The following is a 24892-nucleotide window of genomic DNA, read 5'->3' on the forward strand; positions in this document are numbered from 1 at the left end:
GCGGAGGCGCCATGAGAACCGACTTCGTCGTCCGGGAGGTCGCCACCGGCCTGCGCCGCAACGTCACGATGACCGCGGCGATGGTGCTGACCACCGCGATCTCGCTGCTCATGGTCGGCACCGGCCTGCTCGCGGTGAAGACGATCGACGCCACCGAGGCCATCTACTCCGACCGCCTGGAGATCCGGGTCGCGCTCACCCAGGACGTGTCCACCGCGGACACGGACTGCACGCAGCCGATCTGCGCGGGCCTGCGGTCCACCCTGGAGAACTCGCCGCTGGTGGCGGGCGTGACGTACGAGAACCAGCAGGAGGCGTACGAGCGCTTCCAGGAGCTGTTCGCCGGACAGTCGGTCGCCGAGCTCGCCCGGCCGCAGTCGCTGCCGGCCACGCTGCGGGTCAAGCTCGTCGACCAGGACGGGTCGACCGAGGCCGGGGCGGCCGCGGTGAAGCAGGCCATGGAGAACCAGGTCGGCGTGCGCACCGTGATCGACCAGCGCGACGTGGTCGCCAAGCTGTTCGACTTCCTCGGCGGCGTGCGGAACGTGACCTTCGCGCTGGCCCTGGTGCAGGCCGTCGCGGCGCTGATGCTGATCTCCAACACGGTCCAGGTCTCCGCCTACACCCGCCGCACCGAGGTGGGCGTGATGCGGCTGGTCGGCGCCACCCGCTGGTACACGCAGCTGCCGTTCCTGGTCGAGGCCGTGATCACCGGCGTGGTCGGCGCGGTGCTCGCGGGCGTCGGGCTGCTCGTCGGGAAGGTTGCCTTCATCGACTCCCTGCTGGCCGGGATCGCGCAGAACGGCGTGATCCCGCCCGTCACGCTCGCCGACGTCCTGACGGTCTCGGCGTACCTGGTCCCGATCGGCGCCGTGATCGCGGGGATCACCGGCTACGTCACCCTGCGTCTCTATGTGAAGGTGTGAGGTGACCACCTCCGCGTAGGCTGGAGGGGTGAAGGAGAAAGGCCGCAAGGTGATCGCGCAGAACCGGCGCGCGCGTCACGACTACGCGGTGCTCGAGGAGTTCGAGGCCGGTGTGGCGCTCATGGGCACCGAGGTGAAGAGCCTGCGGCTGGGCCGGGCGTCGCTGGTCGACGCGTACGCCACCGTCGACGACGGCGAGGTGTTCCTGCGCGGCCTGCACATCCCCGAGTACACGCACGGCAGCTGGACCAACCACGAGCCGCGGCGCACCCGCAAGCTGCTGCTGCACAAGTACGAGATCGAGCGGCTGATCGGCAAGATCCGCGAGGGCGGGCTCACGCTCGTCCCGATGTCGCTCTACTTCAGCGACGGCAAGGTCAAGTGCGAGATCGCGCTGGCCCGCGGCAAGAAGACCTACGACAAGCGGCAGGACCTGGCGAAGAAGGACGCCGAGCGGGACATGGCTCGGGCCATCGGCCGCGCCGCGAAGGGCCGGGCGAGGTCGCTCTCGTGACGCTCCCCGCGCCGCCCACGTCGGACGACGACGTCCCCCGCTGGATCGCCGACCTCGGCCTGCCCGGGCTGGTCGACGTCCACGTGCACTTCCTGCCCGAGCGGGTCCTCGACAAGGTGTGGGCCTACTTCGACCAGGCCCGCACGCACTACGGCATGGACTGGCCGATCCAGTACCGCACGCCCGAACCCGAGCGGGTCGCCACGCTGGAGAAGATCGGCGTGCTGCGGTTCGCGCCGCTGGTCTACCCGCACAAGCCCGGCATGGCGGCGTGGCTGACCGAGTGGGCGGCCGAGTTCGCGGCCGCCACCCCGGCCGCGGTCCGCACGGCCACCCTCTACGCCGAGCCCGGCGTCGAGGGGTACCTGGGCGCCGCCGTCGAGGGTGGGGCCCGGGCGGTGAAGGTGCACGTGCAGGTGGGGTCCTTCGACCCGCGCGACCCCCTGCTCGACGGGGCGTGGGGCCTGCTGGCCGAGGCCGGCGTCCCGGTGATCGTGCACTGCGGGCACGGGCCCATCCCCGGCGAGCACACCGGGCTCGACGTCTTCGGCGAGGTCCTGGCCCGCCACCCGCGGCTCACGGCGGTGCTCGCCCACGCCGGGATGCCGGACTTCCACGCCGCGCTGGAGCTGGTGCACCGCTACGAGAACGTGCACCTGGACACCACGATGGTCGGCACGCCCTACGCCGAGGCGTTCGCGCCGCTGCCCTCGGACTGGCCCGCGCGGCTCGCCGAGATCCCCGGCCGGGTCGTCCTGGGCAGCGACTTCCCGAACATCCCGTACCCCTACGCCGAGCAGCTCCGCGCCATCGCGGACTGGGCGGCCGCGGACGACCGCCTCGGCGAAACCTTCCTCCGCTCGGTCCTCCACGACACGGGCACCCGCCTCCTGAGCCTCTGACCCGTGAGCGGCGACTGCCCCTCTAGGGGCAGTTGCCACTCACAACCCGGGGTGAGCTGCGCGAACGGCGTCAGACGAGCAGGACCAGCCGGCCGCCGATCCCGCCGCCGGCGAGCCGCTCGTGGGCCGCGGCCACGTCGTCGAGCGGGTAGGTTCCGGCCACGGTCAGGGTCAGCTCGCCCTTCGCCGCCAGCGCGGCGAGCTCGGCCAGCCGGACGCCGTCGGGTCGCACCATCGTCTGCACACTGCGGATCCCGCGCTCGGCGGGCACGGGCCCGGCGACGGTCACGAGGGTCCCACGGTCCCGCACCGGCGCGAGCGCCGCGGCGCCGATCCCGGCCGTGTCGAGCACGCCGTCGACGCCGGTGGGCAGCGCGTCCCGGCGGACGACCTCGGCTCCGTACCCCCGCACCGCGGCCTCGTCGCGCGCCGACGCCGTGGCGAGCACCCGCAGCCCGGCCCGCACGGCCAGCTGCACGGCGAACGCCCCGACCCCGCCGGCCCCGCCGATGACCAGGAGGGACGACCCCTCCGGCGCAGCGAGGTCGTCGAGCGCCGCGGCGGCGGTGAGGGCGTTCAGCGGCAGGGTCGCGGCCGCCGCGACGTCCACACCCTCCGGTGCCGGTGCCACGTCCGCGGCCGGCACCACGACCTTCTCCGCCTGGGCCCCGACCGGCACCGCGAAGGCCGGGAGCACCGTGATCACCGCGTCGCCGGGCCGGAGCCCCTCGACCTCGGCGCCGACGGCGTCGACCTTCCCGGCGACGTCCCAACCCAGCCCCCGCACGAACGGCCCCTCGGGCGCCGGCGCCAGTCCGGCCTGCACCGTGAACCCGGAGCGGGTCGCCAGGTCGACCGGGTTCACGGTCGCGGCCTCCACCGCGATCCGCACCTCGCCCGGCCCCGGTTCGGGCTCGGGCACCTCTGCGACCTCGAGCACCTCGGGGCCACCGAACTCGCGGAACACCACTGCACGCATGTCGCTCTCCTCGTCGTCCGTGCTTCCAGAACTCACGCTAGGAGCGTTACTATCCGGCGGGTAGTAGTTACCTGGAAGTGCGTAGGAGAGCCGGAGGAGAGCCATGGCGACCACGACCGCGGCCCAGCGTCGCGAGGCCGACCGCGCGGCCTACGACGCCTTCCTGGCCGCCTGCCCCTCGCGGATGGTGCTGGACCGGATCAGCGACAAGTGGGTCGGGTTGCTGCTCGCCGCGCTGGCCGACGGCCCGAAGCGGTACTCCGAGCTCGGCAGGCGCGTCGCCGGCGTCAGCCCGAAGATGCTCACGCAGACCCTGCGCGGCCTGGAGCGGGACGGGCTCGTGGAGCGCGAGGTGACGGCGGCCGTGCCCGTCCGGGTGGACTACCGGCTCACGCCGCTCGGTGCCGGGCTCCACCGGGCGGTGCTGCACGTCAAGGACTGGGCGGAGGCGCACGTCGAGGAGGTGCTCGCGGCGCGTGACCGGTACGACTCGCGGGCCGACACCGAATCGGGATGAGCGGCGGGGGCGCGGGCGTTAGAATGGATCGACGGCCCGGCGTGCGGGTCGCGACAAGGGGGTGAACGGTCTCGACTCCTGAGGCGGACCGAGGGGAAGCGTGCCGAGGAAGACGACGATGAGCTCGTTAACCATGCGTCGTAACAAAATAAGTGCCGACGAGAGTCGCACTGTCCCGGCTCAGGGCGCCCGCGCGGACTTCGCGCTCGCTGCCTGATCCAGTAAGGGACTGTCGGCCCGGGGGTGTTCCCGCCCCGGTGCCCGGCATCAGCTAGGGGACTTCACCGTCCGGCCCGGTCGCCGGGGTCGGACGGGACACCAAACAGCGACTGGGATCGTCACACCGGCTCGTCCGTGAGACCGGTGGATCCGAGTAGAGACACAGCGGACTGCGCACGGAGAAGCCCTCGCAATGCGAAGGAGGACCCGGGTTCGATTCCCGGCACCTCCACCCCTGGAGTTCAGGGCCCCGACCCGGACGGGTCGGGGCCCTGACCGTTCTCAGAGGCTGGCCGTCCTCGGAAGCAGGCCGTCCTCGGAAGCAGGCCGTTCTCAGAGGCAGACCAGGCCCCACGGCCGGTCCCGGACCCGCGTCATCACCAGCGTCGCCCGCCGGGATCCGCGCAGCTTGAGCCGCTTGTGCAGGGCGTCGACGTCCCCGGCGAGGCCGCGGCGGCGGATGTCCACGGCACCGATGTCGAGCTCGCGCAACCGCTGGGGGAGCCGCTTCTGGTCCCACGGCCCGGAGTCGATCACCTCGAGCGTGCGGGCGAACGGCGTCGCGACCGGCTCGTCGGCGGACAGGAAGGCGATCCGGTCGTCGATCTTCCACGTCCCGGTGCGGCGGCCGAGCTCCTCCACGGCGCCGGCCCGCGTGACGGCCGGGTTCGGGTCGAGCAGGTACCGGCCCGGGTCGCGCACCGCGACCGGCTCGCCCTCCACGGCGACGAGCGTGTCGCCTGAGGGCAGGACGGTCGCCCGGGCCCGGGTCGTCGCCAGGGCGGGGGACCAGGCCACGGCCTCCTTGAGGTCCCGGTCCACCGCCACGAACTCCAGCTCCCACCCCTCGGGGACGACGTCGTGGTCGAGGCCCGGGGCGGCCTTGATCCCGATCGCGGGGACCGGCAGGCCGAGGCACCAGTCGAACGGCGGCTCGCTGTCGCCGGTCCGCATCCGGCCGCGCGCCGAGCGCCGGGCCGGGTCCACGAACACCGCGTCGACGTCGGCCAGGTCGACCTCCCGGACGTCCGCGAGCAGGGTGCGGGCCTCGCCCCCGTAGATCGCGCCGTTGTGGCGGGCCATCCACAGGTGCACCGGATCGCGGTCGACGGCCAGGACGTCCCGGCCGGGGGCGAGGGCGAGGAGGTCGCCGCCGATGCCGCAGCAGAGGTCCGCGACGTGGCGCGCGGAGGCGAACCGGGCCGCCCGGTGCCGTGCCACGATCTCCGGCGACGCCTGCTCCCAGCCCGCGCGCGTCAGGAACATCGTGCGAGCCCGGTCGAACTTCCCCGCGGCCCGCTCGCGCAGCTGCGCCTGCGTGAGGGCCTCCGCGACCAGCGGCGCGGGGTAGGTGCGGCGCAGTGCGGTCCCGAGCCGGAGGGCGGCGTCGTCGGTGAGCGGGCGCCCCTCGAGCCCGGCCGCGATCGCCGCGAAGAGCTCGGCGCCCGTCGGTCCCGCCAGTTCGTGCAGGCGAGCCAGCATTTCGTCCGTGTCCACCGCCGGGAGAGGCTACCGACGATCAGCTGGGTGGCGGGCGTCGGTCCGGGCGCCGCAGGTTCCGGGACGAGAGGGCCGTCCGCGGCGTGCACGCCCTTCCCGGCACCCGGTGACGAACCCGGCCCTTAACCCGATCGCGTAGCGTTGCCAACGATCGGGACGGAAGGGGCGACGTGGCCACGACGGGGGACGCCGTGCCGGCGCGCACGCGGGTGCGCATGCCGCGGGAGATCTGGGTACTGGTGGTGGCGGCCTTCGTGGTCGCCATCGGCTTCGGGATCGTGGCCCCGGCGCTGCCGGCCTTCGCCCGCACGTTCGACGTCGGGGTGGCGGCCGCCTCCGCGGTGATCAGCCTGTTCGCGGCGTTCCGGCTCGCCTTCGCCCCGGTGAGCGGGCGGCTGGTCGGCCGGTTCGGCGAGCTGCGCGTCTACACCGTCGGGCTGGTGATCGCCGCGGCCTCGGTGGGGCTGACGGCGGCGGCGCAGAGCTACTGGCAGCTGCTGCTGTTCCGGGGCGTCGGCGGCATCGGCTCCACCATGTTCACCGTCTCCGCGATCTCGCTGCTGGTGCGGCTCGCCCCGCCCGAGGCGCGCGGGCGGGCGTCGGGGATGTGGGCGACGGGGTTCCTGCTGGGCAACATCGCGGGGCCGCTGGCGGGCGGCGGCCTGATCGCGGTGAGCCTGCGCGCGCCGTTCCTGGTGTACGCGGCGGCGTTGCTGTGCGCGATGTTGGTGTCGGTCCCGCTGCTGCGGGGGCGGACGGGCGATCGCGCCGGGACCGATCCCGCCGAGGCCGCCGCCACCTTCCCGACGGCGATCCGGCACCCCGCCTACCGCGCGGCGCTGGTGGCGAGCTTCGCCAACGGCTGGACCGTGTTCGGGGTCCGCGTGGCGCTGGTGCCGCTGTTCGTGGTCGAGGCGCTGCGGCAGAGCGAGACGTGGGCGGGGTTCGCGCTCGCCGTCTTCGCCGCCGGCAACGCCGCGACCCTGCTCGTCTCCGGTCGGCTCGCCGACCGCCGCGGCCGCAAGCCCCCGGTGCTGGCCGGTCTCGTGGTGTCCGCGATCGCGACCGGCCTGCTGGGGTTCGCGCCGTCGTCCGGACTTTTCCTGGCGTTGTCGCTGGTCGCCGGCGTCGGCAGCGGGCTGGTCAACCCGCCGATGACCGCCGCGGTCGCCGACGTGATCGGCAGCCGGGCCCGCGGCGGCACGGTGCTGGCGGGCTTCCAGATGGCCGCCGACGTCGGGGCCATCGTCGGGCCCCTGGCCGCCGGTGCCGTGGCCCAGGCGGCCGGGTTCGGGCTCGCCTTCGCCCTCACCGGCGTGGTCTCGATCATCGCGCTGGGCTTCTGGCTGCGCGCGCCCGAGACCCTCCCGCGCCCGCACGACCACTGTGACGCCACCGCCGAGACGGTCGCGGGGGAGCGCGCGGTCGGGGCGGAGTAGCTCAGCGGGCCGCCAGGTAGGCCGGCCAGCTGCCGTGCGCGGTGACGTCCCGGGCCGTGCCGGCGGCCCAGCCCTCGCAGACGATCCCGACCATGGACCGGCCGTCGGCCAGCACGAGCGTGCCGACGGCCAGCGGCGCGGGCAGGGCGACGGCGAGCCGGCCGACCGCGGGGACCGGCAGCCGGAACAGCTCGACCTCCACCTCCGCGCCGCCGTCGGCCACTCGGACCAGGCCGCCCCGCAGGACCTCCTCCCCGGGGAGCGCCAGTAGCCGGTACACCGGGGCGGTGCGGCCGAGGCCGGCGAACCGGGCGCCGAGGGCCAGCAGTTCGGGGTGCAGCGGCTGGCCGCGCCGGTGGGCGGCCACGACCGCGAGCAGGACCGTGCTCACCGGGGCAACGCTCACAGGGGCACCTCGGACACGTGCGCCGCGACGATCCGCCAGCCGCCGTGGCCGTCGAGATCCGGGAACCGCACCCAGGTCTGGGTCTGCCGGCCCTCGGTCGCGCCGCCCGGATACCCGAACAGCGTGCTGACCACGGCCGCGGCGTCGCCGATCGCGACCACCACGGTCTCCGTCAGCGTCCGGCCCGGCGGGACGCCCGGGTTCGCCCGCCGCCACTCCGCGATCTCGTCCGCCCCGTGCTGCCGGTCCGCCACGCCGTAGCGGACGCAGCGCGGGTCGGCCCAGAACAACGCGGTCAGCGTGGCGACGTCGGCCTCTCGCAAAGCCCGCTCGTAGCGCTCGAACACGGCGCGGACCTCGGCCACCACCTCCGGCGCGTCGATCCGGGACCCGGCCCCCGGCGCGGCGGGGACGTCCGCCGCACCGAGGGTGCCCGCCACGGGGACGTGTGCCCCCGCCCCCGCGGCGGACGGTCCGGGGAGCCCGGGCAGGACGCCGGTCACACGGGCGCCGGGCGGCCGTCGGGCCCCGGGTCGGCCGGGCCGGCCGCGGCCGGCTCGCCCTCGCGAGGCGTCGGAACGCCCTCGCCCGGCTCGGCGCCGACGAGGTCCGCGGCGACCGGCTGGTCCTCCCGCACCCCGTCGCCGACCGGCCCGCGCCGGCGCATGACCAGCCCGAACCCGGCCAGGAGCACCGCGGCGAACAGGTATCCGAGCGCGATCTGCCCGCCGACGTTCCAGCCCACCTGCTCCGCGTGGATCAGCCCGATGAAGCCGAGCACCGCGCCGATCGCCGAGTAGATCGCCGCCGCGAAGAAGTTCTTGTCGATGACGAACACGGTGATCGAGCCGAGCACCATCCCGGCGAGGATCGCGCCGCCGCCGAGCAGCACGGTGCCGTGGTAGACGAGCCCGGCCCCGTTCAGGGCCTCCTCGCCGACCTGCTGTGCGGTGGTCCCGGCCGCGGACAGGGCGTTGTTCATCAACCCGGCCGCCCAGGACGCGATGTTCGGGATGATCGCGATGACGACGGCGACGGCGTGCCGCCGCGGGGTCTCCTGGAAGGCCTGCGCCCCGATCAGCAGCCCGATGTAGAGCAGGATCGGCACGATCGCCGGGGTCGGCAGCAGTGCGCCGAGCAGCGAGAACAGGCCGAGGAAGCACATCAACGCGATCACCACGCCCGACGCGAGCGAGTACGTCGTGCGGCCGCCGGCGGCCTTCCAGCCGGGGTGGCCGATGTACACCGCGGGCGGGAACGGGCAGCCGAGGACCGAGCCGACGACCGCGCCGGCGCCGTCCGCGGCGAGGATCGCACGCAGGTTGTACTCGTCGCCCGCGACGGCGGCGGACTCGACGTTGGTCATGCCCTCGGTGAAGTTGTAGATGCCCAGCGGGATGGCCGTGGCGAGCAGCGGGGCGACGTCGGTGAGGCCCTCGCCGAGGCGGGCGAGGTCCGCCGTCGGCAGCGAGAGGGCGACGTCTTTGGCCGCGGCGACGACGTCGGGCGTCGACATGTACCCGCCGACCCACCCGATCGCCGAGCCGACCAGCAGCGCCGCGAGCCCGACCGGGATGTTCCCGGGCAGCTTGAGGTCGGTGAAGAAGCCGATCAGGATGATCACCATGACCGGCAGCGCGATCCACAGCGCCTCGAACATCTGCGCGGCCGGGCGCATCGAGATGAACGCGATCGACACGCCGGCGAGCGTGCCGAGCATCGCCGCCTGCGGCGTGTACCTGCGGATCCACGGCCCGACGAACGCGCCGAGCAGGACGATGATCCCGATGATGAACGACCACGCGAGGCCCGCGGCCCACGCCGTCAGCGGGTCCCGTGTCTGCAGATAGATCGGCAGCATGATCACGAAGACGACGATGAACATGTGCGGCACGGACGGGCCGTACGGCATCGCGCACACGTCCGTGCGGCCCTCGCGCCGCGCCAGCCGGCGGGCGAGGTAGGTGTAGTAGACGTTGCCGATCAGGAGCTGGACGCCCAGCGCCGGCAGGATCACGCCGAACACGTCGGCGCCCGGGATGTTCACCACGCCGAGGCACAGGCCGGACAGGGTGAGGACGTTGACCAGGGTGTTGAAGCCCAGGCCGAAGAAGGCGTTGGTGTCGCCGGACACCCACCAGGAGAGCTTCATCGGCTGTGGGGCTGCTTCGGTGGTGCTCATGCGACGGCCTCCTGCGTGAGGGCTTCGAGCAGGGCGGTGGAGTCCGCGACCCAGCCGAAGATCCCGCCCTGGGCGGCGACCATCTCCAGCGCGACGCGGTGGAACTCCGGGAAGTACGAGCCGGTGCAGTCCGAGAGCACGAGGCACTCGTAGCCGCGGTCGTTGGCCTCCCGGACGGTGGTGTGCACGCAGACCTCGGTCGTCACGCCGGTGACGATCAGGCTCGTGACGCCGCGTGCCTCGAGCTCCGCCCCGAAGGCGGTCCCGTGGAAGGAGCCCTTCCCGGGTTTGTCGACCACGAGCTCGTCCGGCAGCGGCGCCAGCTCGTCGACGATGTCGTGGCCGTACTCGCCGCGGACGAGGATCCGGCCCTTCGGCCCCGGGTCGCCGATGCGCAGCGTGGGGTTGCCGCGGTGGAGCTTCGCGGGCGGGCAGTCGGAGAGGTCGGGGAGGTGCCCCTCGCGGGTGTGGATCACGGTCATGCCCAGCTCACGGGCGGCGGCGAGGACCCGCTGCAGGGGTGGGATGACGCTGCGGAGCAGCGAGACGTCGTTGCCCAGGGTCTCGCCGAACCCGCCCGGCTCACAGAAGTCCCGCTGCATGTCGATGATCACCAGGGCGGTGGTCGCCGGATCGAAGGTGAACGGGCCGGGGCTCGCCTCGACGATCATGAGGTGCTCCAGGTGGTCGCCCCGACGACGGCGTCGGCGGTCCCGACGGCGCCGAAGACCCCGCCCTGCATGGTCACCATGTGCAGGGCGGCGTCGTGGTTGGACGGGTCGGTGGCGCCGGTGCAGTCGGACAGGATCAGGCACTCGTAGCCGCGGTCGTTGGCCTCGCGCATGGTCGTGTGCACGCAGACATCCGTGGTGATGCCGGTCAGCAGGATGTGCGTGATGCCGTTGGACCGGAGCACGAGGTCGAGCCGGGTCGCGTAGAACGCGCCCTTGCCCGGCTTGTCGATCAGCACCTCGCCGGGGATCGGTGCGACCTCCGGGACGATCTCCCAGCCCGGCTCGCCGCGGACGAGGATGCGACCGGCGGGCCCGGGAGAGCCGATCTCCGCGCCGATCTGTTTGGACCGCCAGCGCTTGTTCGCCGGGAGGTCGGAGAGGTCCGGCGCGTGCCCCTCCCGGGTGTGGATCACGAGCATCCCGGTCCGGCGGGCGTGCTGCAGGAGCCGCGCGGTGGGCCCGAGGCCGGCCCGGGTGAGGCCGATGTCGTAGCCCATCCGGTCGACGTAGCCGCCGGGCCCGCAGAAGTCGACCTGCCAGTCGATGCAGATCAGGGCCGTCCTCGACGCCGGCACGGCACCGTCGTACGGCCAGGCGTAGGGCCGCGCGGCGACCGGTCCGATCACGGCGGTCCGCGGGGGTGCGGTCGGGTCGGGACGTGCGTGGATGTCGGTCGTCACGGGACCTCCGGGGTGGACGGGACAGGGGCGGGCAGGAGCGCTGCGGCTGCGGCGAGCAGCCGGTCCTCGGAGAAGGCGGGGCCGACGAGCGTGACCCCGCACGGGCGGCCGTCCGCCGTCGTCCCGGCGGGGACGGCGAGGGCGGCGAGGTCGAGCAGGTTCGTGAACTGCGTGTACCGGCCGAGGACGAGGTTGCGGGCGACGGGCTCCGCGGCCAGCTCGGCGCGGGTGAAGGTCGTCGGCACGGTCGGCAGCACGAGGACGTCCGCCGTCGCGAACAGCCGGTCGGTCCAGGCCTTCAGCTCCTGCAGCCGGTACTGCGCGCGGAAGGCGTCGACCGCCGAGAACGCGGCGCCCTTCTCGATCACCGCGCGGGTGACGGGCAGGACGCCGTCGGGGTGCGCGGCGAGGAAGTCCTGCAGGACGGCGAGCCGCTCGGCCACCCAGGGTCCGCCGTAGAGCAGGTCCCCGGCCTCCCGCAACGGGGCGACCGACGTCCGGACGACGCGCGCCGCCCTGGCCCCGGCCATGTCGGCGGCCGTCTCGAACGCCGCTCGCATGGCCGCGTCGCCCTCGAAGTCGAGACTCTCGGGGAGGGCGAGGGTCAGGCCGCGGGGCACGGGTGTCCCGGTGCGGGACCACGGGTCGTGGGGGTCGGGGCCGGCGAGGACGCGCAGCACCGCGGCCGCGTCGGCGATGTCCCGGGTGAAGACGCTGACGCAGTCGAGCGACCGGCAGGCCGGCACGACCCCGGACGCCCCGACGAGCCCGCGGGTCGGCTTGAGCCCGACGACGCCGTTGAGCGCGGCCGGGACCCGCCCGGATCCGGCGGTGTCCGTGCCCAGCGCGACCGGCACGATCCCGGCGGCGACGGCGACGGCGCTGCCGGAGCTGGATCCGCCGGAGATCAGGTCGCGGCCGAACACGCTCTCCGGCGCGCCGTAGGGGGAGCGGCCGCCGCCCAGCCCGGTGGCGAACTGGTCGAGGTTCGTCTTCCCGACGACGATCGCGCCGGCCTCGCGCAGCCGGCGCACCGACCCGGCGTCGGCGGTGGGGGTGTGGGCGAAGGCCGGGCAGGCGGCGGTGGTGGGGAGCCCGGCGACGTCGATGTTGTCCTTGACCGCCACGGGCACGCCGTACAGGGGCAGCGCCGGGTCGAGCCTCTCGAGCTCCGTCGCGCGTGCCCGCAGCTCGGCGGCCGGCGCGACGGTGATCCACACCGCGTCGTCGCCCCGCCCGGCGATCCGCGCAAGGACGGCCTCGACCATGTCCCGGGGACGGAGCGTGCCCGTGCGGTAGGCCGTTCGGAGCCCCAGAACCCCCGCGGAGGAGGCCGCTGTCGCTGTCTGCACCCGGTCGATTGTCGACAGTCTGGTGTCAGGGAAAGGTGTCGTGCGTTACGGCTGTGTTAGGCCTGTGACCGCGTACGCATTTCTGCGTATCGACGAACCTGCTGGTGAGCGCTGCGATGCCCCGGAACCGGTCCTCCGATCCGCGCCCGGGAGCGGGACATGAGCACTCCGACCACACCCACCGACACCGCGCCGGTCCTCGACGAGCAGGCCCTCGACGACCTGCTCGGGAGGGTCATGACCGATCTCGGGGGCGCGCTCGTCGTCCCGCTCGCCCTGATCGGGGACCGCCTGGGCCTCTTCACCCGGCTGCGCGACGTCGGGCCGGCGACGCCGGAGGAGCTGGCCGCGGCCGGGGGACTCGCAGAGCGCTACGTCCGGGAGTGGCTGCGGGCGATGGCGGCGGCGGGGTACGTCGAGCACGTGTCCGGGGACGATCCGGCCGCCGCGCGGTACCGGCTGACCCCGGAGCAGGCCGCGGCCTTCACCGACCCGGACAGTCCGGCCGCCGTGACGGGCGGGTTCCAGAGCATGGCGGCGGCCCTCCGCGTGCTGGACCGGCTCACCGACGCCTTCCGCACCGGCGCCGGGATCGGCTGGCACGAGCACCACCCGGACCTGTTCGAGGGCACCGAGCGGTTCTTCCGGCCCGCGTACACCGCAAGCCTGACGAGCGAGTGGATCCCCGCCCTCGACGGCCTGGAGGAGCGGCTGCGGGCCGGCGTGCGGGCGGTCGACGTCGGGTGCGGGTTCGGCGCGTCGACGATCATCATGGCGCGCGCCTACCCGGCGAGCACCTGGTCGGGGGTCGACTCCCACGCGCCGTCGATCGAGGCGGCCCGGGAGCGCGCCGCTGCCGCCGGACTCGGCAACGTGACCTTCGAGGTGGGTGCGGCGGGCGGACTGTCCGGCGCTCACGACTTCGTCGCCTTCTTCGACTGCCTCCACGACATGCCCGATCCGGTCGGCGCCCTGCGGGCCGCCCGGTCCGCGCTGACCGACGGGGGCACGGTGATGCTCGTCGAGCCGATGTCCTGGGACACGGTCGCCGAGGGGCTCAACCCGCTCGGGAAGGTGTTCGCCGCCGCGTCGCTGTACGTCTGCCTCCCGAGCGGGCTGTCGGGCCCACCGCAGGCCGGGCTCGGCAACCAGGCCGGACCGGCACGGACCTGCGCCCTCGCGCGCGAGGCGGGGTTCGGGACGGCGCGGGTCGCGACCGCGACCCCGTTCAACCTGATCTACGAGCTGAGGCCCTGACGGTCAGGGTTCGAGCTCGGGGCGCAGGTAGGTGCGTGCGCCGTGGCTCGCCAGGGCGGTGAGCACGGCTTCGGCGTCGCCCGAGGCCACGGCCTCGTACAGGTGCCGGTGCCGGTGCGCGCCCTCGGCCGGGGAGCGCTGCTCGGCCTCCCGCCGCATGTTCGCGGCCATGTAGAGCTGCAGCTGCATGATCACCGGCTCGTAGACCCGCAGCAGGTGCCGGTGCCCGGCGAGGGCGACCAGGGCGAGGTGGAACTCGCGATGGGCCTCGGCGCGGTCGATCGGAGCGTGCGCGGGGTCGTCACCCGCCGCCCGCTCGATCCGCTCGGTGGCCCGCTCGAGCACCGCGAGCTTCTCCGGGTCGGGCCGGGCCCCGCCGCCGAGCGCGGTGTCCACGGCGTACCGCTCGAGGGCGTCCCGCAGTCCGAACAGCTCGGTCATGTCGCGTGCCGACAGTTCCGCGACCCGGACCCCGCGGCGGGGGAGGTGCTCGACGAGCCCCTGCTGGCCGAGCAGCCGCAGCGCCTCCCGGACCGGGGCGCGGCTGATCCCGAACCGCCGGGTGAGCTGCTCCTCGACCAACCGCTCGCCGGGCCCGATGGCGCCGCGCAGGATGTCGCCGCGGATCCGCTCGAGGGCGAGCTCGACGAGGCTCTGCGCGCCGAGCCCGTCGAGCGGGACCTCAGCGGTCACGGCGGTCTCCTGACGTGCGGGCGGTCCTGGTGCTGCCGACAAGGTTGTCACACCCGCGGGTCAGGCGGCCGTCACACCGATCAGCATCCCCACGAGGTAGGTGGCCCCGGCGGCGATCACGCCGAACATCAACTGCCGCAGCCCGCCGCCCCACCACGTGCGCACCGTGAAGCGGGAGGAGAGCGCGCCGGCGACGAAGAGCCCCACCGCGCCGATGCCCAGCCCGAGCAGCAGGGACGGCGAGCCGAACAGGAACGACAGCAGCGGGATGATCCCGCCGATCGCGAAGCAGAGGAACGACGAGCCGGCCGCGACCCAGGGCGACGGCTTGTCGTCGAGGCTGACACCCAGCTCCTGGCTGACGTGCACGCGCAGCGCGATGTCGGGGTTCGCGCTGATCTCCTCGGCGACCCGGCGCGCGGTCTCGTCGGTCAGCCCGAGCTTGCGGTACTCCTCGACGAGCTCGGCCTGCTCCGCGTGCGGGTGCCGGGCGAGCTCGCGGCGCTCGACCTCCGCCTCGGCGTCGATCGCCTCGTTCTGCGTGCCCACCGAGGCGAACTCGCCGAGCGCCATCGAGAAGGCGCCCGCGACCAGGCCCGCGATGCCCGTCAGCACGATCGTCTGCCGGTCTGCACCGCCACCCCCGACGCCCGCGATCAGGGCGATGTTGGTGACCAACCCGTCCATCGCGCCGAAGGTCGCGGCGCGCAGCCAGCCGCCCGAGACGTCACGGTGCTGGTGGTCGTGCTCATGCGCGGCCAGCTCGGCGTCGAATGCCGGATCGCTCACACCGGGCAGCCTAATCCGCCGACTCGCGGCGGCCGGGTGGCGAACCGACACTGATCGGATGGGACGGGAACCACTGTGGCTGTTCGCCGACCAGCTCGGCCCGCACGTCCACGACACGGACGGGATGCGCGACCGCGACGTGGTGCTGGTCGAGTCCGGCCGGGCGCTGCGCCGCAAGCGGTTCCACCGGCAGAAGCTGCACCTCGTGCTGTCCGGGATGCGGCACCTGGCCGCCGAGCTGGGCGACCGCGCCCGGTACGTCCGCGCCGACACCTACCGCGAGGCCCTCGAGCAGGTGGGCGGGCCGGTGGTGGTGCACGAACCGACGTCGTTCGCCGCGGCCGAGCTCGTCGAGCGGCTGCGCAAGGACGGCCTGGTCGCCGACGTCCTGCCCACGCCGACCTTCGCGCTGCCCCGCGCCGAGTTCGAGGAGTGGGCCGGCGACCGCGGCCGGTTCCGGATGGAGGACTTCTACCGGACCCAGCGCGAGCGGTTCGGCGTGCTGATGGACGGCGAGAAGCCGGTCGGCGGGCGGTGGAACTACGACTCGGAGAACCGCGAACCGCCGCCGAAGGGCGAGCGCACGCTCGGGGTGAAGGGGCCGTGGCAGCCGGAGGAGGACCGGATCGACGACGAGGTCCGCCGCGAGCTCGACGAGGCCGGCTACCCGACCGTCGGGCGGGACGGACCGCGCTGGTTCGCGATCACGCACGACGAGGCGATCAAGGCGCTCCGACATTTCGTCCGGCACCGGCTCGGCACGTTCGGGCCCTACGAGGACGCGATCCTCGAGCAGGACTGGGCGATGTCCCACTCCCTGCTGTCGGTGCCGATGAACCACGGCGTGCTGCACCCGCTCGAGGCCGTGCACGCCGCCGAGCAGGCCTACCGCGACGGCGACGTCGACTTGCCGAGCGTCGAGGGGTTCGTCCGGCAGATCCTCGGCTGGCGCGAGTACGTCTGGCACCTGTACTGGCACTTCGGCAAGGGCTACACCCGACGCAACGCCCTGCGCGCCCGCACCCCGCTGCCGGACTGGTGGGCGGAGCTGGAGTCCGACGCCGTCACCGCGGCCTGCCTGCGCAGCGCGCTGGAGGGCGTGCGGGACCGCGGCTGGGTGCACCACATCCCGCGGCTGATGGTGCTCGGCAACCACGCCCTGCAGCGCGGCTACCGGCCGGCCGAGCTCAACGAGTGGTTCCGCACCGCCTTCGTCGACGGCTTCGAATGGGTCATGCCCGCCAACGTCATCGGCATGAGCCAGCACGCCGACGGCGGGAAGATGGCGACCAAGCCGTACTCCGCGGGCGGCGCCTACATCGACCGGATGAGCGACCACTGCCGTGGGTGCGCGTTCGACCCCAAGAAGCGCCTGGGCGACGACGCCTGCCCCTTCACCGCGGGCTACTGGCAGTGGGTGCACCGGCACCAGGGGCTGCTCGCCGACAACAACCGCACCGCGCGGGCCGTCTCGGGGATGAACCGGCTCAAGGACCTCGACGCCGTCCTGGAGCAGGAGTCGGCGCGCGAGCACTTCTGAGAGTCGCTCACCCGGGTCTCAGGTGGCCCCGCTACCGTTCGCGGCGTGACGAGGGGCCGTGTTCTCGACGGGATCGGCACGCTCGCGCGGCTCGGCCTCGCGGCCGTCTGGCTCGCGTCCGGCCTGATCAAGGCTCTCGACCCGGCGCAGACCTACGTGGCCGTCCGGGCGTACGACGTCCTGCCGCGGGAGGCCGTCGGCGTCGTCGCCGGGGTGCTGCCCTGGTTCGAGCTGGCGCTCGGCGTGCTGCTCCTGCTCGGCATCGGGACCCGCGCGGTCGCCTGGCTCTCGGCCGGCCTGCTGCTGGTGTTCGTCGCCGGCGTGACCCAGGCCTGGGCGCGCGGGCTGAACATCGACTGCGGCTGCTTCGGCGGCGGCGGGGCGGTGGCGCCCGGGCAGACGCAGTACGTCCAGGAGATCCTCCGCGACACCGGGTTCCTGCTGCTGGCGGCCTGGTTGATCGTGCGGCCGCGGACGCTGTTCGCCGTGGAGAACCGGTTGGCCGGGTCCCTCGTCACGTCGGGTTCGGGTGCGGAGAGGAACTGACGTGGGCGGAGCGGATCGCAGCGATCGGAAGCGGCGGCAGGCCGCGGCCGAGGCGCGGCTGCGGGCGGCGGGGATCACCCCGAAGCGGCGGGGCCTCGGCGGCAGCGGCCTGGTGCTGACGATCGTGGCCGTCGTCGTGATCGCGGCGATCGTCGTCGGGGTCGTCGTCACGATGAACAACAAGGCCGCCGACTCGGCCGCGCCCGCGCCGACCTACCCGGTCGCGCGCAACGGCGCCGCCATCACCGCCGGGCAGGCCGCGGCACCGGTCACCGTGGACATCTACGAGGACTACCTCTGCCCCTACTGCGAGCGCTTCGAGACGACCTACAAGGACGAGCTGACGACGGCGCTCAACGCCGGCCAGATCAAGGTCAACTACCACGCGATCTCGATCCTCGACCGCGCCAGCAACCCCGTGGGCTACTCGACCCGCGCCGCCAACGCGGCCATCTGCGCCGCCGACGCCGGCATCTTCCCGGCCTACCACGCCCAGCTCTACGCCGAGCAGCCCGCTGAGGGCAGCGCCGGCTTCTCCAACGACGAGCTGACGGCCAAGGGCACCGCCCTCGGCGCCGGCCCCGCCTTCGGTCAGTGCGTGGCCGCCCAGGCCAACACCGGCCTGATCGAGAACGCCACCAACACCGCGGCCGCGACCCCGGCGCTGCAGAGCAACGGCCAGTTCGGCACCCCGACCATCGCCGTCAACGGCACGAAGGTCGATGTCAACGACACGGACTGGCTGCAGAAGGCCATCCAGGCCTGAGGCCCGGCACCCGTGGGGACCCCCCTCGAACGGGTCCCCACGGGGTGTTGTAGTGTTTCCTCATCGCAAGGGGCTGTGGCGCAGCTGGTAGCGCACTTGACTGGCAGTCAAGGGGTCAGGGGTTCGAATCCCCTCAGCTCCACCCTTCCTGATCAGCCCGGACCTCCGTCCGGGCTTTTCGCGTTCTCGGGGCCGGACGCCACGTCGACGACGTGCCGGAGACGTTCCGCGGCGGTGTGATCTCGGCCCGCTCACCGCGTGACCGCTCGCGATGCGAGCGGTCACAGTGCGGCGGGTTCAGTCCTCGCCTCTCTCCGCACTCCGGGGCTTCGGGGTCAGGGAGGCGTAGCGGGACCGGTGGTGGTCGGCGGGGCCGAGCTCGTACTCGATCGCGGTGAGCCGCTTGAAGTAGTGGCCGATCGCGAGCTCCTGCGTCATGCCCATCCCGCCGTGGAGCTGGACGGCGTTCTGGCCGACGAAGCGTGCGGCGCGGCTGACGGTCACCTTGGCGGCGGAGGTGGCGCGGGCCCGTTCGGCCGGCTCCGCGCCCAGTCGCAGGGTGGCGAGGTACATGGCCGCGACAGACTGCTCGACCTCCAGGTGCATGTCCACCATCCGGTGCTGCAGTGCCTGGAACGAACCGATGGGCTGGCCGAACTGCCGACGCTCCTTGCTGTACGCGACGGTGTCGGCGAGCACCGTGCGCATGCAGCCCACCGCCTCGGCGGTGAGCGCGGCGAGCGCCTCGTCGAGCGCGGGCGCGAGCGCCGTCCAACCCCGCCCCTCCTCGCCGAGGAGCGCGTCGGCAGGGACTTGCACGTCGTCGAGCACGAGGTCGGCCGCGTGCCGGTCGTCGATCGTGCGGTAGCGGTGCACCTGCAGGCCCGGGAGCTCGACGGGGAGCAGGAAGATCGAGATCCCGTCGAGGTCGCGCTGCTCACCCGAGGTGCGGGCGGTGAGCAGCAGGTGGGTCGCCTGCGGCACCCCGGGCACGACGGCCTTGGCGCCGGTCAGCACCCAGTCCCCGCCGTCCCGTCGAGCCGTGGTCGCCACGGAGTGTGCGGTGTGCCCGGAGGTCGGTTCGAGCAGGCCCGGAGCGATCCGCACGGAACCCGCGACGACCCCCTTGAGGACGTCGCCGGCACCGGGGAGGCGCCGCAGCACACCCCCGCCGAGCACCACGGTGTCGACGTAGGGTTCGACGACCAGGGCGCGACCGAGCTGTTCGGCGATCACCATCGCCTCCACGGGCCCGCCGCCGGATCCGCCGACCTCCTCGGGCAGTGTGGCGCCGAGGATGCCGAGGTCGTCGGCGAACGCGCGCCACACCTCGGGCTGCCAGCCGGCCTCCGAGGCGGCGGCCTCCCGGCTGCGCGCGAGGTCGTAGCGGTCGGCGAGCCAGTCGGCGAGCGAGTCGCGCAGGAGCTGCTGCTCCGCGGTCAGCGAGAAGTCCATCAGAGCCCCAGTGCCGCCTTCGCGAGGATGTTGCGTTGGATCTCGTTGCTGCCGGCGTAGATCGTCCCGGCCCGGTCGTTGAAGTAGCGCAGCGGCGCCACGGCCTGCCACTCCTCCCCGCTGACGTAGCCGTCGGCGGGGGGCGCGAAGCCCGCGAGCGGGCCGCCCGGTCGGGTCGCGTGCGGCTGGTAGGCGCGCCCGCGCGGTCCGGCGGCCTCCAGCAGCAGCTCGGTCAACGTCTGGCTCAGCTCGGTGCCGAGGATCTTGAGCATGGAGGACGCGGTCCCGGGGTTCCTCCCGCCCGCCGCCGCGGACAGCACGCGGAACTCCAGCACCTCGAGCACGTCGATCCGGATGCGGGCGTCGGCGAGCTTGGCCGCGAATGCCGGTGACTCGAGCAGCGGGCGCCCGTCGGGTCCGGGCTGGCCGGCCGCGGCCCGGGCCACCTCGTCCGCCATGATCTGCAGCTTCGGGGCGGCGGCACTGCCGCCCCGCTCGAACTCCAGCAGGTACTTCGCGACCGTCCAGCCGTCGTCGATCTCACCGACGACGTTGGCCTTCGGCACGCGCACGTGGTCGAAGAACTCCTGGTTCTGGATCTGCTCCCCGGACGTCATCACCAGCGGGCGGACCTCGATGCCCGGCGAGCTCATGTCGATCAGCAGGAACGTGATGCCCTGCTGCTTCTTGGCCGCCCGCGAGGTCCGGACCAGGCAGAACATCCAGTTCGCCTCGCCGGCGTGGGTCGTCCAGATCTTGCTCCCGGTGCAGACCAGGTCGTCGCCGTCGGCCTCGGCCGTCATCGACAGCGCGGCGAGGTCCGAGCCGGCCTCGGGCTCGGAGTAGCCCTGGCAGAAGAACACCTCACCGGTCAGGATCCGGGGCAGGAAGAACTCCTTCTGCTCCGGCGTGCCGAACTCGATCAGCACGTGCGCCACCATGCTGATGCCCATCGGGGACAGCGGGGGAGCGCCGGCCAGGATGGACTCCCGGCTGAAGAGGTAGTGCTGGGTCACCGTCCAGTCGCAGCCGCCGTACTCGACCGGCCACGCCGGCGCGGCCCAGCCGCGCTCGTGCAGGATCGCCTGCCACCGCATGCTCGCCTCGTGGTCGGCGTACACGCTCGTCATGAGACGTCCGGCCCGGCGCAGGTCCGGCGTGAGCCGCTCGTCGAGGAAGGCACGGACCTCGTCGCGGAAGGCGAGGTCGGCCGCTGACCACTCGAGGTCCATCGTTGCTCCTCCGGCTGACGTCCGCCTCAACCTAACAGATGTAGGTAGGTGACGGAGCCTGTCGGCAGTGTGCTGCGCGCGGACGACGGATGCGAGCACGGGTGACCCTGGACACCGCTCACCTAAAGGCTCTAGGCTCCCGGCACTGCGACGTCGAACGAGCGACCCCGCCGCCGTCGTCCGTCCGCACGCCCGTCCGGCCCGACGAAGGGACACCGGTGACGTCGTACCCACCGGTGGCTCCCGATCGAGCGGACCGCCATCCCCGAGTCACCGCGGCCCCGAAGGGACGACCATGACCATCCGTGACGAGCTCCTGATCGACGGCGAGTGGCGCAAGCCCAGCTCGTCGACCCGCATCCCCGTCGTCTCGCCGTCGACCGAGGAGGTCATCGGCGAGGCCCCCGACGCCAACGCCGAGGACGTCGACGCCGCGGTCAAGGCCGCTCGCCGCTCCTTCGACGAGGGCGTGTGGCGGCTTCGGTCGGTCGAGGAGCGCGCCGAGGTGCTCGAGCGGGCGCTCGGCCTGATCGAGCCGAAGCTCGACGAGATCGGCCGGCTGGTGACCTCAGAGATGGGCCTGCCGACCTCCATCGCCGGGATGCAGATCCCGGGCGCGCTCGCGGTCGGCAAGTACTTCCTCGAGGTCGCGCGCAACACGCCACTGTCCGAGGTCCGGCAGACCATGTACGGCCCGGCCGCCGTGGTGAAGGAACCGGTCGGCGTCGTCGCGTCGATCGCGCCGTGGAACGGTCCGTTCAACATGGCGGTGTCGAAGATCTGGCCGGCCCTGGTCACCGGATGCAGCGTCGTCTACAAGCCTGCTCCGGAGACCCCGCTCGACGGATTCTTCATCGCCGAGGCGCTGCACGAGGCCGGCGTTCCCGCCGGTGTCTTCAACTACATCACCGGTGATCGCGACGCGGGCCGCGCACTGGTCGCACACCCGGGCGTCGACAAGATCAGCTTCACCGGCTCGACGGCCGCGGGTCGCCAGATCGGGCAGGAGGCGGGCGGCAGCTTCAAGCGCCTGCAGCTGGAGCTGGGCGGCAAGTCCGCGGCGATCGTGCTCGACGACGCCGACCTGCAGACCACCATGGCCGGCCTGGCGATGGGCTCGTTCTTCAACACCGGGCAGGTGTGCGCCGCCTACAGCCGGGTGCTGGTGCCGGCCTCACGGTACGACGAGGTCGTCGGCGCGCTGGTCGCGACCGCGGAGTCCTTCGTGGTCGGCGACCCCTTGGACCCGGCCACGACGATGGGCCCGCTGGTGTCGAAGCGCCAGCAGGAGCGGGTGCTCGGCTACATCGAGGCGGGCAGGGCCGAGGGCGCCACGGTGGCCACCGGCGGCGGCATCCCGGCCGGCCTGGAGAAGGGCGCGTTCGTCCAGCCCACCGTGTTCACCGGCGTCGAGAACGGCATGAAGATCGCTCAGGAGGAGATCTTCGGCCCGGTCGCGTCGGTGCTCCGCTACGAGACCGTCGACGAGGCGATCGCGATCGCCAACGACTCGGAGTACGGCCTGCACGGCGCGGTGTTCACCACGGACCCGCAGAAGGCGGCGGACGTGGCGCGGCGGGTGCGAACCGGCACGTTCAGTGTCAACTCCTTCACCTACAACACCGAGGCCCCCTTCGGCGGGGTGAAGTGCTCGGGCGTCGGCCGCGACACCGGCCCCGAGGCGGTCCACGCGTACTACGAGCTGAAGACCGTCAACCTCACCGAGGACGTCGCACCCCTGTTCTCCTGAAGTCCGCCGGGGCGGCGGCCACCGACCTGCCGCCCCGGTCCCACCGCAGCTGGAGGTCCCGTGAGCGGCACCGTCGTCGACGCCCTGACCTGGTGGGTCCGCACCGTTCCCGACCATCCCGCGATCGACTTCGACGGCGACGTCGTCACCTACGCCGAGCTGGACACGTGGTCGGACGGGGTGGCCGCCGCGCTGCGCGACGACGGCGTCGCGGCGGGGGACCGGGTCGGGATCGTCGGGGCGAACAGCCTCGAGTGGTGCGTGGCCGCCGTCGCGGCGTGGAAGGTCGGGGCGGTGGTGTGCGGCTTCAACCAGCGCTTCCTCGCCGCCGAGCTGGGTGCGCTGGTGGAGCTGTGCGAGCCCACCGTGGTGTGCGGCGATACCGCCCACCTCCCGCTGCTGGACGAGGTCGTCGCCACGGGCGCGGCGTTCGCCCCGCGGGGCCTGGACTCCGTCGCCGCGCTGCGAGGAGGTGCTCACCCTCCGACCGCGCGACCCGACGTGCTCCCGGACGACCCGACGGCGATCGTCTTCACGAGCGGCACCACGGGGACGCCGAAGGGCGTGGTGTTCACCCACCGGACGGTCGCCGGGATCATGCACGAGTGGTCGCTCGGCGAGCCGGTTGCGCCCAACGACCTGCGCGTGCTGCTGGTGCTGCCGATGTTCACCGCAGCCGGCGTGATCTGGGGGCTCGCCCGCGGCCTCGTGCAGGGCGGGACGATGTACCTGCAGCCGCGCTTCGACCCTGCTCGCGCCCTGGAGGTGCTGCAGGAGGCCCGGATCACCACCTTCACGGGGCCGCCGATCCTGTTCGAGCAGGTGTCCCGCGTGCCGGGCTTCGAGCGGACCCGGATGGAGCACCTGACCACGGCGTGGGTCGGTGGCGCCCGCGTCCCGGTGCCGTTGCTGGAGAAGTGGCGCCCCCGCGGCGTCGCGCTGCGCCAGATCTACGGCCAGACCGAGATCGGCGGCACCGCCACGGCGATGTCGGCGGAGGGCGCGCTCGCGCACCCGGACAAGTGCGGCTGGGGTGGCCCGTTCACCCGCATCCGCGTCGTCGACGCCGACGGCCACGACTGTGCCCCGGGTGAGGTCGGCGAGATCATCATGCGGGGCCCGGGCATGTTCCCCGGCTACTGGCGCAACGAGGAGGCCACCAAGAAGGCCCTGCGCGGCGGCTGGCTGCACACCGGCGACCTCGGCACCCTCGACGAGGAGGGCCTGCTCACCTACGTCGACCGGATGGGCGAGATGATCAACTCGGGTGGGTTGAAGATCTCCCCGGCCGAGCTGGAGACCGTCCTTGCGCAGGCGCCCGGCGTCGCCGAGGTGGCCGTGATCCCGGTACCGGACGAGAAGTTCGGCGAGACACCCGCCGCCGTCGTGCACACCGAGGGCGAGCTGGATCCCGCCGCGCTCGTCGCCTTCTGCAACGACCGCCTCGCGGACTACAAGGTCCCGCGGTACGTGATCCCGCACAACGGCCCGCTCCCGCGGATGGCGAGCGGGAAGATCGCCAAGCGGGACCTGCGGGGTGTCTACGCAGACGCGCCGCAGCGGTTCCCGAAGGTCCGATGAGGACGGTCCGGCTCGACGACGTCGCGCTGTCGGTCCGGGAGCAGGGCTCCGGCCCACCGGTCGTGCTCGTGCACGGCTTCCCCGAGCTCGCGTACTCCTGGCGGCACGTGCAGCCGGCCCTGGCCGGCGCCGGGTTCCGGGTACTCGCCCCGGACATGCGCGGCTACGGCGGATCGAGCTGTCCGGCGGAGCCGGCGGCCTACGGGATCGAGGCGCTGACCGGCGACCTCGTCGGGCTGCTCGACGCGCACGGGTACCAGCGGGCGGTCTTCGTCGGGCACGACTGGGGTGCGACCGTGGTGTGGCAGCTCGCCCTGCTGCACCCCGACCGGGTCGCCGGCGTCTGCGCGCTCAGCGTCCCGTTCACCCCGCGCGCCCGCCGGCTCCCGCTCGAGATCTGGCGCGAGCGCCTGGCGGACCGGTTCTTCTACATCCGGCACTTCCACGAGGAGGGCGTGGCCGACGCGGAGCTGGCCAAGGACCCCGAGCGCACCATGCGGCTCGTGCTCGGCGGACTGACCGTCGACGCCCTGCTGGGCCCCGACGACGGCCGCGGCTACCTCGACCGCCTCGCCGAACCGGACGGCCTGCCCCCGTGGCTCTCCGACGCAGACCTGCGCACCTACGCCGAGGCCTTCGCCCGCACCGGGTTCACCGGCCCGCTGAACTGGTACCGGGCGATCGACCGGAACTGGACGGCCACCCCGCACCTGGCCGGGGCCCGCGTCACCGCGCCCTGCCTGTTCGTCGCGGGGACCGACGACCCGGCTCTCGTCGTGATGCCCCACGCCGGCCAGGAGCGCCACCTCGACGACCTGCGGGGCACGGTGCTGCTGCCGGGTGCCGGGCACTGGATCCAGCAGGAGCGGCCCGCAGAGGTCACCGAGGCGATCCTCGGGTTCCTGCGCTCGCTCGGTCCCTGGTGGACCTGAG

Annotated in this window: 24 protein-coding genes, 1 tRNA gene and 1 other RNA gene; 14 read left to right on the forward strand and 12 right to left on the reverse strand. The window is 73.3% G+C overall.

Annotated elements, in window-relative coordinates; translation table 11 throughout:
• Positions 1–11 precede the first annotated feature (11 nt).
• From ftsX to PKE99_RS20265, 3 genes are read left to right on the forward strand one after another with little or no spacing between them, the layout of a single operon-like run.
• A complete protein-coding gene (ftsX, locus tag PKE99_RS20255; RefSeq protein WP_037042718.1) occupies positions 12–926 on the forward strand; it encodes a permease-like cell division protein FtsX in 915 nt (304 codons plus the stop codon).
• Between the two features lie 28 nt (positions 927–954).
• Positions 955–1440, forward strand: coding sequence for an SsrA-binding protein SmpB (smpB, locus tag PKE99_RS20260; protein WP_037042716.1), 486 nt, complete (start codon positions 955–957; stop codon positions 1438–1440).
• On the forward strand, positions 1437–2342 hold the full coding sequence (locus PKE99_RS20265) for an amidohydrolase family protein (RefSeq protein ID WP_037042713.1): 906 nt from the start codon (positions 1437–1439) through the stop codon (positions 2340–2342). Before smpB ends, PKE99_RS20265 begins: the two co-directional genes overlap by 4 nt.
• 70 nt (positions 2343–2412) lie before the next feature.
• Here PKE99_RS20265 and PKE99_RS20270 read toward each other — a convergent pair whose 3' ends face one another.
• Positions 2413–3357 (reverse strand): NADP-dependent oxidoreductase, encoded by a 945-nt coding sequence (locus PKE99_RS20270; RefSeq protein WP_306470744.1) that lies wholly within the window; start codon positions 3355–3357, stop codon positions 2413–2415.
• A 67-nt stretch (positions 3358–3424) separates the two neighbouring features.
• On the opposite strand from PKE99_RS20270, the gene PKE99_RS20275 reads away from it, so the two are divergent.
• Both PKE99_RS20275 and ssrA read left to right on the forward strand, forming a co-directional pair.
• Complete coding sequence (locus tag PKE99_RS20275) at positions 3425–3838, forward strand: winged helix-turn-helix transcriptional regulator (RefSeq protein ID WP_037042710.1); 414 nt, start codon at positions 3425–3427, stop codon at positions 3836–3838.
• A gap of 57 nt (positions 3839–3895) precedes the next feature.
• Positions 3896–4292: a transfer-messenger RNA gene (gene ssrA, locus PKE99_RS20280) on the forward strand.
• 98 nt (positions 4293–4390) lie between these two features.
• On the opposite strand, the gene PKE99_RS20285 is transcribed toward ssrA, so the two are convergent.
• Positions 4391–5554, reverse strand: coding sequence for a class I SAM-dependent methyltransferase (locus PKE99_RS20285; RefSeq protein WP_037042708.1), 1164 nt, complete (start codon positions 5552–5554; stop codon positions 4391–4393).
• 173 nt (positions 5555–5727) lie between these two features.
• Here PKE99_RS20285 and PKE99_RS20290 point away from each other — a divergent pair, with 173 nt between their 5' ends.
• Positions 5728–6996: an MFS transporter gene (locus tag PKE99_RS20290; protein WP_231498111.1), complete on the forward strand. Its 1269-nt coding sequence runs from the start codon at positions 5728–5730 to the stop codon at positions 6994–6996.
• Position 6997: 1 nt separating this feature from the next.
• Here the strand turns inward: PKE99_RS20290 and PKE99_RS20295 are convergent, their stop codons facing one another.
• Genes PKE99_RS20295 through atzF form a run of 6 tightly spaced genes read right to left on the reverse strand, consistent with a single transcriptional unit; the run spans position 6998 to position 12350 of the window.
• Positions 6998–7387: an allophanate hydrolase-related protein gene (locus PKE99_RS20295; protein WP_037042706.1), complete on the reverse strand. Its 390-nt coding sequence runs from the start codon at positions 7385–7387 to the stop codon at positions 6998–7000.
• A gap of 11 nt (positions 7388–7398) precedes the next feature.
• Entirely contained in the window at positions 7399–7905 is a 507-nt protein-coding gene (locus tag PKE99_RS20300; RefSeq protein WP_231498110.1) for an AtzH-like domain-containing protein, read from the reverse strand.
• Positions 7902–9584 (reverse strand): hypothetical protein, encoded by a 1683-nt coding sequence (locus tag PKE99_RS20305; RefSeq protein WP_037042703.1) that lies wholly within the window; start codon positions 9582–9584, stop codon positions 7902–7904. The genes PKE99_RS20300 and PKE99_RS20305 overlap by 4 nt, the downstream gene beginning before the upstream one ends.
• Positions 9581–10255, reverse strand: a complete 675-nt coding sequence (locus PKE99_RS20310) for a cysteine hydrolase family protein (RefSeq protein ID WP_037042700.1) — start codon at positions 10253–10255, stop codon at positions 9581–9583. The genes PKE99_RS20305 and PKE99_RS20310 overlap by 4 nt, the downstream gene beginning before the upstream one ends.
• The gene (gene biuH, locus PKE99_RS20315; RefSeq protein ID WP_037043078.1) at positions 10252–10944 is read right to left on the reverse strand and encodes a biuret amidohydrolase; all 693 of its coding nucleotides are present in this window, start codon (positions 10942–10944) and stop codon (positions 10252–10254) included. The genes PKE99_RS20310 and biuH overlap by 4 nt, the downstream gene beginning before the upstream one ends.
• 50 nt (positions 10945–10994) lie before the next feature.
• Positions 10995–12350, reverse strand: a complete 1356-nt coding sequence (gene atzF / locus PKE99_RS20320) for an allophanate hydrolase (protein ID WP_231498109.1) — start codon at positions 12348–12350, stop codon at positions 10995–10997.
• Positions 12351–12509: 159 nt separating this feature from the next.
• On the opposite strand from atzF, the gene PKE99_RS20325 reads away from it, so the two are divergent.
• Positions 12510–13607, forward strand: a complete 1098-nt coding sequence (locus PKE99_RS20325) for a class I SAM-dependent methyltransferase (RefSeq protein ID WP_037042697.1) — start codon at positions 12510–12512, stop codon at positions 13605–13607.
• Between the two features lie 3 nt (positions 13608–13610).
• Here PKE99_RS20325 and PKE99_RS20330 read toward each other — a convergent pair whose 3' ends face one another.
• Positions 13611–14300 carry a GntR family transcriptional regulator gene (locus tag PKE99_RS20330; RefSeq protein ID WP_037042694.1) on the reverse strand — a complete coding sequence of 230 codons (690 nt, stop codon included), beginning with the start codon at positions 14298–14300 and terminating at the stop codon, positions 13611–13613.
• 60 nt (positions 14301–14360) lie between these two features.
• Positions 14361–15089 carry a VIT1/CCC1 transporter family protein gene (locus tag PKE99_RS20335; RefSeq protein ID WP_081923911.1) on the reverse strand — a complete coding sequence of 243 codons (729 nt, stop codon included), beginning with the start codon at positions 15087–15089 and terminating at the stop codon, positions 14361–14363.
• A gap of 58 nt (positions 15090–15147) precedes the next feature.
• Between PKE99_RS20335 and PKE99_RS20340 the strand changes: the two genes are divergently transcribed.
• The 4 genes from PKE99_RS20340 to PKE99_RS20355 all read left to right on the forward strand — a co-directional run bounded on the left by PKE99_RS20340 (position 15148) and on the right by PKE99_RS20355 (position 18083).
• Complete coding sequence (locus tag PKE99_RS20340; protein WP_037042692.1) at positions 15148–16629, forward strand: cryptochrome/photolyase family protein; 1482 nt, start codon at positions 15148–15150, stop codon at positions 16627–16629.
• 45 nt (positions 16630–16674) lie between these two features.
• Positions 16675–17175 carry a MauE/DoxX family redox-associated membrane protein gene (locus tag PKE99_RS20345; protein WP_051737035.1) on the forward strand — a complete coding sequence of 167 codons (501 nt, stop codon included), beginning with the start codon at positions 16675–16677 and terminating at the stop codon, positions 17173–17175.
• 1 nt (position 17176) lies between these two features.
• Positions 17177–17941: a DsbA family protein gene (locus PKE99_RS20350; RefSeq protein ID WP_037042690.1), complete on the forward strand. Its 765-nt coding sequence runs from the start codon at positions 17177–17179 to the stop codon at positions 17939–17941.
• A 69-nt stretch (positions 17942–18010) separates the two neighbouring features.
• Positions 18011–18083 (forward strand) — tRNA-Ala (locus tag PKE99_RS20355).
• Between the two features lie 155 nt (positions 18084–18238).
• Here the strand turns inward: PKE99_RS20355 and PKE99_RS20360 are convergent.
• Positions 18239–19396 (reverse strand): acyl-CoA dehydrogenase family protein, encoded by a 1158-nt coding sequence (locus tag PKE99_RS20360; RefSeq protein WP_037042687.1) that lies wholly within the window; start codon positions 19394–19396, stop codon positions 18239–18241.
• Entirely contained in the window at positions 19396–20628 is a 1233-nt protein-coding gene (locus tag PKE99_RS20365; RefSeq protein WP_037042685.1) for an acyl-CoA dehydrogenase family protein, read from the reverse strand. The genes PKE99_RS20360 and PKE99_RS20365 overlap by 1 nt, the downstream gene beginning before the upstream one ends.
• 295 nt (positions 20629–20923) lie before the next feature.
• Here PKE99_RS20365 and PKE99_RS20370 point away from each other — a divergent pair, with 295 nt between their 5' ends.
• From PKE99_RS20370 to PKE99_RS20380, 3 genes are read left to right on the forward strand one after another with little or no spacing between them, the layout of a single operon-like run.
• Positions 20924–22378: an aldehyde dehydrogenase gene (locus tag PKE99_RS20370; protein WP_037042683.1), complete on the forward strand. Its 1455-nt coding sequence runs from the start codon at positions 20924–20926 to the stop codon at positions 22376–22378.
• A gap of 60 nt (positions 22379–22438) precedes the next feature.
• Positions 22439–23959, forward strand: a complete 1521-nt coding sequence (locus PKE99_RS20375; protein WP_037042681.1) for a class I adenylate-forming enzyme family protein — start codon at positions 22439–22441, stop codon at positions 23957–23959.
• Entirely contained in the window at positions 23956–24891 is a 936-nt protein-coding gene (locus tag PKE99_RS20380; RefSeq protein WP_051737034.1) for an alpha/beta fold hydrolase, read from the forward strand. The genes PKE99_RS20375 and PKE99_RS20380 overlap by 4 nt, the downstream gene beginning before the upstream one ends.
• Position 24892: the final 1 nt, after the last annotated feature.

This window comes from Pseudonocardia halophobica, from assembly GCF_027922425.1.
Lineage (GTDB): Bacteria > Actinomycetota > Actinomycetes > Mycobacteriales > Pseudonocardiaceae > Pseudonocardia > Pseudonocardia halophobica.